The 13,044-nt window shown below is 67.6% G+C and carries 15 protein-coding genes; 11 read left to right on the top strand and 4 right to left on the bottom strand.

Annotation, left to right across the window (positions count from 1 at the left end; genetic code table 11):
• The first annotated feature begins 10 nt into the window (after positions 1-10).
• Positions 11-1,315 carry a homogentisate 1,2-dioxygenase gene (gene hmgA / locus AX730_RS15300; protein ID WP_062357977.1) on the top strand — a complete coding sequence of 435 codons (1,305 nt, stop codon included), beginning with the start codon at positions 11-13 and terminating at the stop codon, positions 1,313-1,315.
• A gap of 7 nt (positions 1,316-1,322) precedes the next feature.
• Here the strand turns inward: hmgA and AX730_RS15295 are convergent, their stop codons facing one another.
• Entirely contained in the window at positions 1,323-1,865 is a 543-nt protein-coding gene (locus AX730_RS15295; RefSeq protein WP_232310280.1) for a hypothetical protein, read from the bottom strand.
• 125 nt (positions 1,866-1,990) lie between these two features.
• On the opposite strand from AX730_RS15295, the gene AX730_RS15290 reads away from it, so the two are divergent.
• The 9 genes from AX730_RS15290 (at position 1,991) to AX730_RS15250 (ending at position 10,581) form a co-directional block, all read left to right on the top strand.
• Entirely contained in the window at positions 1,991-2,614 is a 624-nt protein-coding gene (locus tag AX730_RS15290; RefSeq protein WP_232310279.1) for a lectin, read from the top strand.
• A gap of 85 nt (positions 2,615-2,699) precedes the next feature.
• Complete coding sequence (locus AX730_RS15285) at positions 2,700-3,650, top strand: calcium/sodium antiporter (protein WP_062357976.1); 951 nt, start codon at positions 2,700-2,702, stop codon at positions 3,648-3,650.
• An 87-nt stretch (positions 3,651-3,737) separates the two neighbouring features.
• Positions 3,738-6,569 (top strand): monovalent cation/H+ antiporter subunit A, encoded by a 2,832-nt coding sequence (locus AX730_RS15280; protein ID WP_062357974.1) that lies wholly within the window; start codon positions 3,738-3,740, stop codon positions 6,567-6,569.
• A 16-nt stretch (positions 6,570-6,585) separates the two neighbouring features.
• On the top strand, positions 6,586-7,008 hold the full coding sequence (locus tag AX730_RS15275) for a Na+/H+ antiporter subunit C (RefSeq protein ID WP_062357973.1): 423 nt from the start codon (positions 6,586-6,588) through the stop codon (positions 7,006-7,008).
• A complete protein-coding gene (locus AX730_RS15270; RefSeq protein WP_062357971.1) occupies positions 7,005-8,570 on the top strand; it encodes a monovalent cation/H+ antiporter subunit D in 1,566 nt (521 codons plus the stop codon). Before AX730_RS15275 ends, AX730_RS15270 begins: the two co-directional genes overlap by 4 nt.
• A gap of 2 nt (positions 8,571-8,572) precedes the next feature.
• Positions 8,573-9,073 carry a Na+/H+ antiporter subunit E gene (locus AX730_RS15265; RefSeq protein ID WP_062357970.1) on the top strand — a complete coding sequence of 167 codons (501 nt, stop codon included), beginning with the start codon at positions 8,573-8,575 and terminating at the stop codon, positions 9,071-9,073.
• 17 nt (positions 9,074-9,090) lie between these two features.
• A complete protein-coding gene (locus AX730_RS15260) occupies positions 9,091-9,354 on the top strand; it encodes a K+/H+ antiporter subunit F (RefSeq protein WP_062357969.1) in 264 nt (87 codons plus the stop codon).
• Positions 9,351-9,716, top strand: a complete 366-nt coding sequence (locus AX730_RS15255) for a Na+/H+ antiporter subunit G (protein WP_062357968.1) — start codon at positions 9,351-9,353, stop codon at positions 9,714-9,716. Before AX730_RS15260 ends, AX730_RS15255 begins: the two co-directional genes overlap by 4 nt.
• A 4-nt stretch (positions 9,717-9,720) precedes the next feature.
• A complete protein-coding gene (locus AX730_RS15250; protein WP_062357967.1) occupies positions 9,721-10,581 on the top strand; it encodes an SDR family oxidoreductase in 861 nt (286 codons plus the stop codon).
• A 12-nt stretch (positions 10,582-10,593) separates the two neighbouring features.
• On the opposite strand, the gene AX730_RS15245 is transcribed toward AX730_RS15250, so the two are convergent.
• From AX730_RS15245 to AX730_RS15235, 3 genes are all read right to left on the bottom strand, one after another.
• Positions 10,594-11,073 carry an Mpo1 family 2-hydroxy fatty acid dioxygenase gene (locus tag AX730_RS15245; protein ID WP_062357966.1) on the bottom strand — a complete coding sequence of 160 codons (480 nt, stop codon included), beginning with the start codon at positions 11,071-11,073 and terminating at the stop codon, positions 10,594-10,596.
• Positions 11,074-11,164: 91 nt separating this feature from the next.
• Positions 11,165-11,497 carry an SMR family transporter gene (locus tag AX730_RS15240; protein ID WP_062357965.1) on the bottom strand — a complete coding sequence of 111 codons (333 nt, stop codon included), beginning with the start codon at positions 11,495-11,497 and terminating at the stop codon, positions 11,165-11,167.
• A gap of 91 nt (positions 11,498-11,588) precedes the next feature.
• Positions 11,589-12,515, bottom strand: coding sequence for a phosphoribosylaminoimidazolesuccinocarboxamide synthase (locus tag AX730_RS15235; protein ID WP_062358015.1), 927 nt, complete (start codon positions 12,513-12,515; stop codon positions 11,589-11,591).
• Positions 12,516-12,713: 198 nt separating this feature from the next.
• On the opposite strand from AX730_RS15235, the gene AX730_RS15230 reads away from it, so the two are divergent.
• Positions 12,714-13,043 (top strand): J domain-containing protein, encoded by a 330-nt coding sequence (locus tag AX730_RS15230; RefSeq protein WP_062357964.1) that lies wholly within the window; start codon positions 12,714-12,716, stop codon positions 13,041-13,043.
• The last annotated feature ends 1 nt before the right edge of the window (position 13,044 follow it).

Below are 13,044 nucleotides of genomic sequence, written 5' to 3'. Positions count from 1 at the left end.
AGGCATCAACATGAAGACCTCCACTGACCGCGGATACCAGACCGGCTTCGGCAACCATTTCGCCAGCGAGGCGATCCCTGGCACGCTGCCGGAGGGCCGCAACTCGCCGCAGTGCGTGGCGCATGGCCTGTACGCCGAGCAGTTGAGCGGCACCGCTTTCACCGCGCCACGCGCGGAGAACCGCCGCAGCTGGCTGTACCGCATCCGCCCGGCGGCGATGCACGGGCCGTTCGCGCCGTATGCGCAGCACCGGCTGCACAGCGACTTCAGCGCGGGCCCGGTGTCGCCGGACCAGATGCGCTGGTCGCCATTGCCGATGCCGGAAACGCCGACGGATTTCGTCGACGGCCTGTACACGATGGCGGGCAATGGCTCGCCGGATGCGATGCATGGCGTCGGCATCCACCTGTATGCGGTCAACCGGTCGATGCAGGGCCGCTACTTCTACGATGCCGATGGCGAGCTGCTGATCGTGCCGCAGCAGGGTCGCCTGCGCATCGCGACGGAGTTCGGCGTGATCGAGGTCGAACCGCAGCAGATCGCGGTCATCCCGCGCGGCGTGCGTTTCCTCGTCGAACTGCTGGACGGCGAAGCGCGTGGTTATGTCTGCGAGAACTTCGGTGCGGCGATGCGCCTGCCGGACCTGGGGCCGATCGGGTCGAATGGCCTGGCCAATCCGCGGGATTTCGAAACGCCGGTCGCGGCCTACGAGGACGTCGAGGGCGAGTTCGAACTGATCGGGAAGTTCCAGGGCCACCTGTGGCGCGCCGACATCGGCCACTCGCCGCTGGACGTGGTGGGCTGGCACGGCAACTACGCGCCGTACCGCTACGACCTGCGCCGCTTCAACACCCTCGGCTCGATCAGCTTCGACCATCCCGATCCATCGATCTTCCTGGTGCTGACGTCGCCCAGCGATACGCCCGGCGTGGGCAACATGGATTTCGTGATCTTCCCGCCGCGCTGGCTGGTGGCGCAGGACACGTTCCGCCCGCCGTGGTTCCACCGCAACATCGCCAGCGAATTCATGGGCCTGATCCATGGCGTGTACGACGCCAAGGCCGAAGGCTTCGCGCCGGGCGGCGCGTCGCTGCACAACTCGATGACCGGGCACGGACCGGATGCGGCGACGTTCGAGAAGGCATCGAACGCCGACCTGTCCAAGCCCGACGTCATCACCGGCACGATGGCCTTCATGTTCGAGACGCGTGCGGTGATCCGGCCGACGCGGCAGGCGATCGAAGCGCCACACCGGCAGCGCGATTACCAGGCGTGCTGGGCCGGGCTGCGCAAGCACTTCGCACCGAAGGGCTGACCCGCTTTCAGGGCAGCGCGGCTTCCTTCGGGGAGGTGAGCAGCGCCAGCAGGCGCTGCACGGCGTCCTCTGGCAACGCTTCCAGCAGGCGTTCGCGGATGCGGCCGGCAAGCGTCGTTGCCATGCGCGCTTCCAGAAACCGCAAGGCCTCGGTGATCGCTTGCAGCATCGCATCGTCATCCAGCCGTGCCTGCAATCGTTCGCGATGATGGCGCGCGCGGTCGTCGCGCTGCAGTTCCAGCATGCCGGCCAGATAGACCTTCGCCGCGACCAGGGATCGCCGTGGGCCCGCCGGTGCCTGGGGTGAAGGAAGCGGGCGTGCGATGGCAGACGGTGCCGGCGACATGCGCGTGGTGCCCGCATCGGCGAGATAGCCCGCCTGCACCAGGCGTTGCACCAATATGGGCGCATCCTGGCCCAGCAGGCGCACCAGTTCCGCCAGATCGCGCTGTCCGTCGCAGAGGATCACCAAGCGTCGCTCGCGCATGCCGAGCGCGCCCGTGTGGGCTTGCAGCGTCTGGCGGGCGAGGTCGGTCTTGGACGGACGCATGGCGAAGTAGGGGAAAGGCCGCGCGCAGACTAGTCGCGGGCGATGAAGTGGCGATGACAGCGATGCATTCGCAGTGACTTAACGCGCAAACGCTAGGATTCAGGTTTGTGCACTGGAGAGAGTCGATGAAGTCGATGTTGCCGATCGTGATGGTCGTCACGCTGTTGTCCGCGTGTCAGCGCGAAGGTGCGCCGACGCCCGCGGATGCCGAACCGCTGACCACCGCGACCAGCACGCCGATGGCCGAAGCCGCCGCCCCTGCGCCCGCGGTCGACGACACGGCAGCGCCTGCGGGTCCGGTCAGCCAGGCCAGCTTCCTCGGCTATGGCGACATGAAGCTGGGCAGCACGGTGGATGAAGCGCGCGCTGCGTGGGGCGGCGAGCTCAACGGTGCGCCGATGGAAGGCACGACCTGCCACTACCTGTGGCCGAAGTGGATCACGCGCCCGGCCGAGTTCGCCTTCATGATGGAAGAAGGCAAGTTCGTCCGTTACGACGTCGGCATCGACAAGGAAACCGCACCCGGTGGCGGCAAGGTCGGCATGAGCGTCGACGAGGTGCAGAAGCTCTATGGCGGTGCGTTGAAGGCGACGCCGCACAAGTACACGCAGGGCGGCCAGTATTTGTCGATCGATGCGGGCGATGTGGCGCCGACGAAGCTGGTCTTCGAGGCCGATGCCGGCGGCAAGATCACCGCGTGGCGCGTAGGCCTGTCGCCGCAGGTCGAGTACGTGGAAGGCTGCTCCTGAGCCAGCGCAGCCCTGGCGTGGCGTTGCTGGCCCTGCCGTCACCGGCGGGCATAGAATCGCCGCAGATTCGACGGGGAGTGCGGCGATGGCGGATGCCTGGGGATATTTCGTGGTGGGCCTGGTGCTGCTGGCACTGGGCGGAGACTCCATCGTCAAGGGTGCTTCGGGCCTGGCCCAGCGCATCGGCGCATCGCCGTTCGTCGCCGGTCTGCTGCTGATCGCCTTCGGCACCTCGCTGCCGGAACTCGCGGTCAATGCGCGTGCGGTGTGGGCCGGGTCGCAGGAACTCGCGCTCGGCAATGCCGTAGGCAGCAATATCGTCAACCTGGGCCTGACGCTCGGTCTCGCGGCGATGGCCGCACCCATACTGGTGCGGTTGCGCGCGCTGTCGCCGCTGCTGGTGCTGCTGGCGCTCGCCACGCTGGCACTGATCGTGTTCGGCCTGGATGGCGTGGTCAGCCGCGTCGAAGGCGGCGTACTGCTGCTGGGCTTCGTGGCGTCGCTGGCGTTCCTGCTGGCGCGTGCGCCGCGCGAGGACGTGGCCGTCAAGCAGGACATCGAGGCATTCGCCACGACGCAGACCGTGTTGTGGATGAACCTGCTGCGCTTCGTCGTGGCCGCGGTGTTGCTCTATTACGGTGCGCGGTTCGTGGTGCAGGGCGCGCCGGTGATCGGCGCGCATTGGGGCCTGTCGCCGCTGTTGACCGGCCTGCTGCCGGTGGCGATCGGTACGGCGCTGCCGGAAATCGCCGCTGCCACGATGGCGGCGCGCCGCGGCCAGGGCGACATGGTCGCGGGGCACGTCATCGGTTCCAGCCTGTTCAACCTGCTGGTCGTGGTGGGCGGCATGGCGGCCTTCCGTCCGCTGGCGCTGCCGGAGTCGTTCGTGCGCCTGGAATTGCCGGCCGCCATCGCCTTCGTGCTGGTGCTGTATCCGATGCTGCGCGGCGACCTGCGGATCAGCCGCGTGGAGGGTGGCATCCTGCTTGCGGCGTTCGTCGGGTGGGTGATCCTGGAGATCGCGTTGCTCGCCTGATCTGAACGCAGGGTCAGGTAGGTGTGAACGAGTTTGTTAAACTCGGGCGGATTGCTCGCGAATCCCGCATTCCCTGCAAGGCCGTTGATGATCCCTTTTCTTGAAATCCTGCTGGCGCTGCCCTTCGTGCTTGCGCTGGTGGTAGCGCTGGCGCGCGGCCTTCCGCGCGGCGCGACCGCATGGCTGGCCGGACTGGCGCCACTGCTGGGCCTGCTGCTGCTGGCCTGGGTCACGCCCGGCGTGCTGCAGGGCTGGAACCTGCGCGCCGACCACGCCTGGATTCCGCAGATCGGCCTGGCCTTCACCCTGCGCCTGGACGGGCTGGCGTGGATGTTCGCCGGCATGGTGCTGGCGATCGGCGTGCTGGTGGTGATGTACGCACGCTACTACCTCAGCGAGAAAGACAGCGCGCCGCGCTTCTTCGCCTGCCTGCTGCTGTTCATGGGTTCGATGCTGGGCGTGGTGCTGGCCGGCAACCTGCTGTTGCTGGTGGTGTTCTGGGAGCTCACCAGCATCAGTTCGTTCCTGCTGATCGGCTTCTGGTCGCATCGGCAGGACGCGCGCGAAGGCGCGCGCATGGCGTTGGCGATCACCGGCGCCGGTGGTTTGGCCCTGCTGGGTGGCGTGCTGCTGATCGGGCGCATCGTCGGCAGCTACGACCTGGACGTGGTGCTGGCTTCGGGCGACCTGATCCGGGCGAGTGCGCTGTATCCGTGGGCGCTGGCGCTGGTGCTGGCAGGCGTTTTCACGAAGAGCGCGCAGTTCCCGCTGCACTTCTGGCTGCCGCATGCGATGGCGGCACCGACGCCGGTCTCGGCCTACCTGCACTCGGCGACGATGGTGAAGGCCGGCGTGTTCCTGCTGGCGCGGTTGCATCCGGCGCTGGCCGGCACCGATCTGTTCTTCTACGTGGTCACCAGCGTCGGCGCGCTGACGCTGCTGGTGGGCGCCTGGTTCGCGATCTTCCAGCACGACCTCAAGGGCCTACTGGCGTACTCGACCATCTCGCACCTGGGCCTGATCACGCTGCTGTTCGGCATTTCCACGCCGATGGCGGTGGTCGCCGGCGTCTTCCACATCCTCAACCACGCCACGTTCAAGGCGTCGCTGTTCATGGCGGCGGGCATCATCGATCACGAGACCGGCACGCGCGACATGCGACGGCTCGGCAACCTGCGGCGCTACCTGCCGTGGACCAGCGCGCTGGCGATCGTGGCGTCGTTGGCCATGGCAGGCATCCCGCTGCTCAACGGGTTCCTGTCGAAGGAGATGTTCTTCGCCGAGACGCTGGACATCAACGGGCACCGCGGCATGCGCAATGCGATCGCGGTGGCGGCGCTGCTGTACGGCATGTTCGGCGTGGCCTACAGCCTGCGCTTCGTCTACGAGACGTTCTTTGGCAAAGGCCCGCGCGACCTCGACGAGGTGCCGCACGAACCACCGCGCTGGATGAAGATCCCGGTGGAAGTGCTGGTGGTGCTGTGCGTGGCGGTGGGCATGTTCCCCGCATGGACGGTGGCGCCGGTGCTTGCCGCCGGCGCGGGCGCGATCCTGGGCGATGCGATGCCCGAGTACACATTGGCGGTGTGGCACGGCATCAACGGGCCGCTGCTGATGAGCCTGGCCGGTATCGCCGGTGGCATCGCGCTGTACTTCAGCCTGCGTCGGCTGTTCGGCCTGCATGCGATCGTGCGTCGCTCGCTCGGGCGCAACGTGTTCCGCTGGAACATGGAAGCGCTGTACGCGCTGGCCGGACGCTTCACCGATGCCTTGGCCAACGGTAGCCTGCAACGCAGCCTGCTGTTCCTGGTGCTGGCTGCGATCGCCGCCGGCGCCGCACCGTTCCTGGGCGGCGATGCCGCACCGCTGCAATGGCGCGCGCCGCAGCCGATGCCGTTGCTGGGTTGGCTGCTGTGGGCCGTGCTGGTCGCCTGTGCCGCGTGGACCATCCGCCTGTATCGGCAGCGGCTGTTGGCTGTCATCGTGCTTGGCGGTGCCGGCCTGGTGGTCAGCCTGACCTTCGTGTTCCTGTCCGCACCGGATCTGGCGCTCACGCAGCTGATGGTGGAAATGGTCAGCCTGGTCCTGCTGCTGCTGGGCCTGCATTACCTGCCACCGCGCTCGCCGCCGGAGCGTACGCCGCGGCGGCGCCTGCGCGACATCGTGGTGGCGACGACGGCTGGCCTGGGTGCTGGCGCGCTGGCGTACCAAGTGATGACGCGGCCTGGCGACACGATCAGCGGCGAACTGCTGGCGCGTTCGCTGCCCGAGGCGTACGGCAGCAACGTGGTCAACGTGATTCTGGTGGACTTCCGCGGTTTCGATACCTTCGGTGAGATCACCGTGTTCGGCGTCGCGGCCCTGATCGTGCATGCGCTGCTGCGGCGCGCCCGGATGGCGCCGGAGAAGGTGATGTCGGGGCCGCCGGTGAAGCTGCCGGTGCCCGCCGATCTTGCGCAGCTGATGTTCCCGTTGACGTTGACGGTATCCGTGTTCCTGTTCCTGCGCGGGCACAACGCGCCGGGCGGTGGCTTCATCGCGGGGCTGGTGCTGGCGGTGCCATTGCTGGTGCAGTACGTGATCCAGGGCGCGGCGTCGGTGGAATCGCGCTTCGGCTTCGACTACATCAAGTGCATCGGTGCCGGACTGATCGTCGCGGGGCTCAGCGGCGTGGCATCGATGGGCTTCGGCGTGCCGTTCCTCACCAGCGGATACCTGAAGCTCGACCTGCCGCTGATCGGCACCGTGCCGCTGGCCAGCGCCATCGGCTTCGACACGGGCGTGTACCTGGTGGTGTTCGGCAGTGCGATGCTGATCCTGTCGATGATGGGCACCATCAAGCCCTCGCGCACACGCATCTCGCATCTGGGCGTGCTGGAACCGGGTGACCGCTCCACCCGCACGGGAGAATTGCGTTGATGGAGGGTGCGCCGTAATGGAACTGGCGATGGCGAGCGCGATCGGCATCCTGACCGCAGTGGGCGTCTACCTGCTGCTGCGCGCGCGCAGCTTCGACGTCATCCTCGGACTGACGCTGCTGTCGTACGCGACCAACCTGCTGATCTTCTCGGGCGGACGGCTGGTGCCCGGCAAGCCGCCGGTGCTGCGCGACGGCGTGGCGCATACGCTGGCGAATCACACCGATCCGCTGCCGCAGGCGCTGGTGCTGACGGCCATCGTGATCGCCTTCGCGATGACGGCGGTCACCGTGGTGCTGGCGATCCGCAGCCGCGGCGACAACGACAGCGACCACGTCGACGGTCCGCGCGCCGAACGCCAGTTCCAGGCCAACGAGCAGCGCCGTCACGAAGAAGCCCGCGAGGCCGCGAAAGCGGATGACGCCGAGGGTGGCGCATGAGCCATCTTGCCGTGCTGCCGATCCTGATTCCGCTGTTCGCCGCGTCGCTCGCGCTGTTCTTCGAGCACCGCCGCTTCGGCATGGTGCCGCAGCGCATCGTGGCATGGGGCTCGCTGGCGGCGATGCTGGCCGTGGCTGGCGTGCTGCTCGCGCGGGCGTCGACCGGCGACGTCTCGGTCTATCTGCTCGGCGACTGGCCGGCGCGGCTGGGCATCGTGCTGATGGTCGACCGGTTGTCGGCGCTGATGCTGCTGGTCGGCCTGCTGTTGGGCGCCGCATGCCTGTTGCATGCATGCGCGGGCTGGGACAAGCGCGCGCCGCACTTCCACGCGTTCTTCCAGTTCCAGCTGATGGGCCTCAATGGTGCATTCCTGACCGGCGACATCTTCAACCTGTTCGTGTTCTTCGAAGTGCTGCTGATCTCGTCCTATGGCCTGATGCTCAGCGGTGGCCGCGGCGAACGCCTGCGCGCGGGCCTGCATTACGTCACCTTCAACATCGCCGCATCGACGTTGTTCCTGATCGCACTCGGCCTGCTGTACGGATTGCTGGGTTCGCTCAACATGGCCGAGCTGTCGGTGCGCGTGGCGCAACTGCCGCCGGGCGATGTCGCACTGGTGCAGGCGGCGACCGGCCTGCTGTTCGTGGTGTTCTGCGCGAAGGCGGCGTTGCTGCCGATGTACTTCTGGCTGCCCGACACGTACACGCATGCGCCCGCGGCCGTGGCGGGCCTGTTCGCCATCATGACCAAGGTCGGGCTGTACGCGGTGCTGCGCCTGGGGACGTTGAGCTTCGGCGCATCCGGACCGTTGGATGGTTTCGCGTGGCCGGCGCTGCTGGTGCTCGGCGCGGTAACGCTGGTGCTGGCGGCACTGGGCGTGCTGGCGGCGAACCGGTTGCGCGCGCTGGCGGCGTACCTGGTGCTCGGCTCGGCGGCGACGCTGTTCGTGGCGTTCTCGCTGGGCACGGCCGGCACCATCGGCGCGGGCCTGTACTACTTGGTGCACAGTAGTTTCGCGGGCGCTGCGCTGTTCCTGCTGGCCGACGTGATCCGGCGTCGACGCGGACGTGCAGGCGACCGCAAGGACGTCATCGCCGCGCTGCCGGACAAGACCGTGCCGGGCCTGCTGTTCCTGGTGGCGGCGGTGTCGCTGGCGGGCCTGCCGCCGCTCTCCGGCTTCATCGGCAAGCTGCTGCTGCTGGATGCCGTGCCTGCAGGCCCGCGTACGTTCTGGATCTGGCTGCTGGTGCTGGGTACGAGTTTCCTGATGCTGGTCGGGTTGGCGCGTGCGGGCACGCGGCTGTTCTGGCGCGTCGAACCCTGGCCGGATGCCAGCCCGGAGAAGCAGGCGGCTTTCACGCCGGCCGGCGAGCTTGCGTCCGCACCGTCGCGGCCGCTGGAGACGGCGGCCATCGTCCTGCTGCTCGCCTATGGCGTGGCGCTGGTACTGGCGGCGGCGCCGGTGCTGGCCTACACGCAGGCCACCGCGGGGCAGTTGCAGGCGCCGGCGGACTACGTCGAACACATACGCGCGGCCGCGCCCGTCTTGAGGAAGCCCTGAGCATGGTCGCGAGATGGCGCAAACGCTGGTTGCCGTCGCTGCCCTTGAGCACCACGGTGTTCTGCTTCTGGCTGCTGATGAACGACGAAATCAGTGTCGGACAAGTCGTGCTGGCGTTGCTGCTCGCGTTGACGATTCCCTTGTTCGCCGCCCGCCTGGACCGCGAGTTCGCGCGCATCGGACGCCTGCGCAGCATTCCGCGCATGCTGTGGGTGCTGGCACTGGACATCGTGCGTTCCAACATCAGGGTCGCGCTGCAGGTGCTCGGACCCGAGCGCAACATCCATCCCGGCTTCATCTGGGTACCGTTGGACATCGGCAACCTGCACGGCATCGCGGCGCTGACCAGCATCATCACCCTGACGCCGGGCACGGTGTCGTCGGCGCTGTCGGACGACCGACGCTACCTGCTGGTGCACGTGCTGAACCTCGACGACGCCGACGAGGTGATCCGGCAGATCAAGGAGCGCTACGAAGCGCCGCTGATGGAGATATTCCCGTGACCCCGCAGGCCCTCGTGATGTACGCGGTGATCGGCGCGATGCATGTCGTCGGGCTGGCGATGCTGCTGGCGCTGTACCGGCTGGTACGCGGCCCGTCGGTGCCGGACCGCATCCTGGCGCTGGACACGATGTTCGTGGCGGCGATCGCGCAGCTGATCCTGTTCGGCATGTACGTGGGCACCGCGGTGTATTTCGAAGCCGCGCTGATCATCGCCATGCTGGGCTTCGTCGGCACCGTGGTACTGAGCAAATACGTACTGCGCCGGGATATCGTCGAATGAGCTGGGTCTTCGCCATCCTGCTGGTGGTGCTGCTGGCCGTCGGCAGCTTTTTCATCCTGGTCGGCTCCTTCAGCCTGGTGAAGCTGTCGGAGTTCTTCAAGCGGCTGCACGGCCCGACCAAGGCCAGCACGATGGGCGTGGGTTGCATGCTGCTGGCCTCCGTCGGCTACCACGCGCTGGGCGGCACCGATCCGCAACCGCGCGAACTGCTGGTCACCGCCTTCCTCTTCATCACGGCGCCGATCAGCGCGCACCTGATGGCGAAGGCCGCGCTGTCGCTGAAGATGGCCGAGCGTCCTCCGATGCCCGACGGCGATCCCGTCGACGACGACACTGCCGCGGAAGACGGCGACGGGAAGTAACCGCATGCGGACCGCACTCGTCTTCGGTGCCAGCGGGCAGATCGGTGACGCGCTGCTGCGCCGGCTCGATGCACAGGACTGGCAGGTGTTCGCGGTGTCGCGCCTCGCGCGTCCGTCAGCATCGAACGTGCGCTGGCTGCGTGGCGAGTTCGGCAGGATCGAGGACGTGCCTGCGGCAGTCGACGTGATCTTCAGCACCGGGCCGCTGGATGGATTTTCGCAGTGGTACGCGCGCGGCCCGGTCGCGACGGCGCGCGTGGTCGCGTTCGGCTCCACCAGCCTGGACACCAAGCAGGCGTCGCACGATGCGCACGAACGCGACATCGTGGCCCGCCTCCAGTCCGCCGAACGCCTGGTGTTCGATACCGCCGCTGCGAACGGTGCTTCCGCCACCGTGCTGCGTCCGACGCTGGTCTACGGCGCGGGCCGCGACCAGACGCTGGTACGGATTGCCGCGATGGCGAAGCGGATGGGGTTTTTCGTGCTGCCGCGTGGCGCGGACGGGAAACGCCAGCCGGTGCATGTCGACGATCTTGCGGCGGCGGCACTCGCCGTCGTCGATGTGCCGGCCACGCATGGCCAGGCGTATGCACTACCCGGGGGTGAAACGCTGGCGTATCGCGAGATGGTGGCGCGTACGTTGGCGGCGGTGCAGCCCGCCGTGCGTCTGCGCGAGGTGTCGATGCCGATGTTCAAGCTCGCACTGGCTTTCGCCCGGAAGGCGGGGATGATGCGCGGGCTGACCGATGATGCGGTCTCGCGGATGCGCGAGGATCTGGTGTTCGATGCGTCGCCGGCGCAGCGCGACTTCGGTTACGCGCCGCGTGCCTTTATCGTGGACGCGCAGGCGGTGGGGCAGGGGTGAGTCGCCGGCGGCTCAGTACCGCCAGCCCATCCTCCGGTAGAACTTGCTGAGCACCCACACCGGGCCGATGAGGAGGTAGGTGAGGTCGGTCAGGAAGCTGGGCTTCTTGCCTTCGATCTTGTGACCGATGAACTGCGCGATCCACGCGATCACGAACACCGCGACGGCGACGAAGAACAGCTTCTGCAGGCCGAGCAGGCCTTCCAGCCAGCGCGTCAGCCAGGCCATCGCGATGAAGATCGCCAGCATGCCGAAGCCGAGTGGCCGCGAGAGTTTGTAGTAGTACATCCATGCACCGAACATCGCCAGCGCCGCCCACATGCCGGACTTCACCCAGGTGCCGAATACCGGGATGCACCACAGCAGCGCCACCACCGTCCACAGGATCGCCGGTACGGCGAACACATGGATCAGCTGGTTGGTCTCGTTGACGTGGTCGCCGGAGTAGCTGGCGAACCAGCGGTCCACCGGACGTTGTGCGGTCGCGTTCATTCATCCCTCCCGAGGATGGCAATGCGGCGGGGTATGGAGCATACCCCAGCCGCCGAGGCGCTGCCGGGCCGGCCGTCAGGCCTTGCGGATCTCAGTGCGCCGCGGACTTGGAGAACAGCTGGATGACCGCGACGCCGGCCACGATCAGGCCCATGCCGAGCACCGCGGGCAGGTCGAGCGGCTGCTTCAGCACCAGCCAGCCGATCAGCGCGATCAGCACGATGCCGGCGCCGGACCAGATGGCGTAGGCCACGCCGACCGGCACGCTCTTCAGCGTCAGCGACAGGAAATAGAACGCGATGCCATAACCCGCGGCGACCAGCAGCGAAGGACCCAGCCGGGTGAAGCCCTCGGAGGCCTTCAACGCGCTGGTGGCGATGACTTCGGCCACGATGGCCAAGGCGAGGTAAACGTAAGCGTTCATGCGCGCACCCAAGGAAGCGGGTGGCAAGCCTACTGCACGGAACGCTGAACCCGGGCTTGCCCCGCACCCTGCGATGCGGGGCAAGGAACCGTCAGTCGATGACGATGCCGGCCAGCTTCTGCAGCGCCTCGGCGTACTTCGCACGCGTGCGCTCGATGACCTCGGCGGGCAGCGAAGGACCGGGCGCGGTCTTGTTCCAGTCCAGCGTTTCCAGGTAGTCGCGCACGAACTGCTTGTCGTAGCTCGGCGGGCTGGTGCCGACCTCGTACTGGTCGGCCGGCCAGTAGCGCGAGGAATCCGGCGTCAGCATCTCGTCCATGATGTAGAGGCGGCCATCTTCGTCCGTGCCGAACTCGAACTTGGTGTCGGCCAGCAGGATGCCGCGTTCGGCGGCGACATCGGCGGCGAAGCGGTAGATGCGCAGCGTGGCATCGCGCACGCGCTCGGCCAGTTCCGCACCGACGGTCTTCACCATCGCGTCGAAGTCGATGTTCTCGTCGTGGTCGCCGACGGCGGCCTTGGTCGAGGGGGTGAAGATCGGTTCGGCCAGCTTCTCGGCCTGGCGCAGGCCGTCGGGCAGTTCGATGCCGCTGACCTTGCCGGTGCGCTGGTAATCCTTCCAGCCGCTGCCGATCAGGTAGCCGCGGGCGATGGCTTCCACCGGCACGGGCTTGAGCTTCTTCGTCACCACCGCACGCTGGGCGTACAGCGATGCATCGACGCCGGCCGGCAGCACGCCGGCCACGTCGACGCCGGTGAGGTGGTTCGGCATCAGGTGCGCGGTCTTGGCGAACCAGAAGTTGGAGATCTGGCAGAGCATTTCGCCCTTGCCGGGAATGGGATCGGGCAGCACCACGTCGAACGCGCTCAGGCGGTCGGTGGCGACCATCAACAGGTAATCGCCGGCAGGCGCGTCGGCAGGCAGGCGGTCGCGGGGCAGGTCGAACACGTCGCGGACCTTGCCGCGATGGCGCAGGGTGAGGCCGGGCAGATCGGATTGAAGCAACGTCGTGGGCACAAACACTCCTTCGGGAGTCCGGAAACCATCGAGGCGGTACAGCGTCGTGGGGGCGTGCGGCAGGCCGTGCGCCCGTGCCCCGGGGCGGCCGTCTACCCGCTGCTGCGGGGCCGGGTACCGGACCGGGCCGCGTAGTGTACGGCGCTTGGGGCCGCCATGTGCCGTAAAATGCCGCGATTGCCGGAGAAGGCGGGCCGAATGAAGCGCTGGTACGGAAAACTGCTGGGATTCGTGGCCGGTTGGCTGCTGATGCGCCATCCGTTGGGTGGCCTGGTCGGCCTGATCATCGGCCACGCCTTCGACGAAGACTGGTTCAAGCTCAGTCGCGAGAACCCTTACCGCGTATTCGGCCTGACCAGCGACGCCAGCGATGCCGAGGTCGACCAGGCCTATCGCCGGCTGATCTCCCAGTACCACCCCGACAAGATGGCCGGCGCCGCGGAAGACCTGCGCGACCAGGCCGAACAGAAGGCGCGCGAGATCAACGCCGCCTACGACCGCATCAAGACCCTGCGCAATCGCAAGTGAG

It is taken from the genome of Pseudoxanthomonas mexicana (genome assembly GCF_001556105.1).
Lineage (GTDB): Bacteria > Pseudomonadota > Gammaproteobacteria > Xanthomonadales > Xanthomonadaceae > Pseudoxanthomonas_A > Pseudoxanthomonas_A mexicana_A.
This window is presented reverse-complemented; position numbering and strand designations above follow the sequence as displayed.

What these genes read in the sequence shown, in the direction of transcription:
- AX730_RS15260 (WP_062357969.1), top strand. Translation starts at nt 9,091, where the DNA reads ATGTACGCGGTGATCGGCGCGATGCATGTCGTCGGGCTGGCGATGCTG.
- AX730_RS15270 (WP_062357971.1), top strand. Translation starts at nt 7,005, where the DNA reads ATGAGCCATCTTGCCGTGCTGCCGATCCTGATTCCGCTGTTCGCCGCG.
- AX730_RS15250 (WP_062357967.1), top strand. Translation starts at nt 9,721, where the DNA reads ATGCGGACCGCACTCGTCTTCGGTGCCAGCGGGCAGATCGGTGACGCG.
- AX730_RS15245 (WP_062357966.1), bottom strand. Translation starts at nt 11,073, where the DNA reads ATGAACGCGACCGCACAACGTCCGGTGGACCGCTGGTTCGCCAGCTAC.
- AX730_RS15285 (WP_062357976.1), top strand. Translation starts at nt 2,700, where the DNA reads ATGGCGGATGCCTGGGGATATTTCGTGGTGGGCCTGGTGCTGCTGGCA.
- AX730_RS15240 (WP_062357965.1), bottom strand. Translation starts at nt 11,497, where the DNA reads ATGAACGCTTACGTTTACCTCGCCTTGGCCATCGTGGCCGAAGTCATC.
- AX730_RS15265 (WP_062357970.1), top strand. Translation starts at nt 8,573, where the DNA reads ATGGTCGCGAGATGGCGCAAACGCTGGTTGCCGTCGCTGCCCTTGAGC.
- AX730_RS15280 (WP_062357974.1), top strand. Translation starts at nt 3,738, where the DNA reads ATGATCCCTTTTCTTGAAATCCTGCTGGCGCTGCCCTTCGTGCTTGCG.
- AX730_RS15255 (WP_062357968.1), top strand. Translation starts at nt 9,351, where the DNA reads ATGAGCTGGGTCTTCGCCATCCTGCTGGTGGTGCTGCTGGCCGTCGGC.
- AX730_RS15290 (WP_232310279.1), top strand. Translation starts at nt 1,991, where the DNA reads ATGAAGTCGATGTTGCCGATCGTGATGGTCGTCACGCTGTTGTCCGCG.
- hmgA (WP_062357977.1), top strand. Translation starts at nt 11, where the DNA reads ATGAAGACCTCCACTGACCGCGGATACCAGACCGGCTTCGGCAACCAT.
- AX730_RS15275 (WP_062357973.1), top strand. Translation starts at nt 6,586, where the DNA reads ATGGAACTGGCGATGGCGAGCGCGATCGGCATCCTGACCGCAGTGGGC.
- AX730_RS15295 (WP_232310280.1), bottom strand. Translation starts at nt 1,865, where the DNA reads ATGCGTCCGTCCAAGACCGACCTCGCCCGCCAGACGCTGCAAGCCCAC.
- AX730_RS15230 (WP_062357964.1), top strand. Translation starts at nt 12,714, where the DNA reads ATGAAGCGCTGGTACGGAAAACTGCTGGGATTCGTGGCCGGTTGGCTG.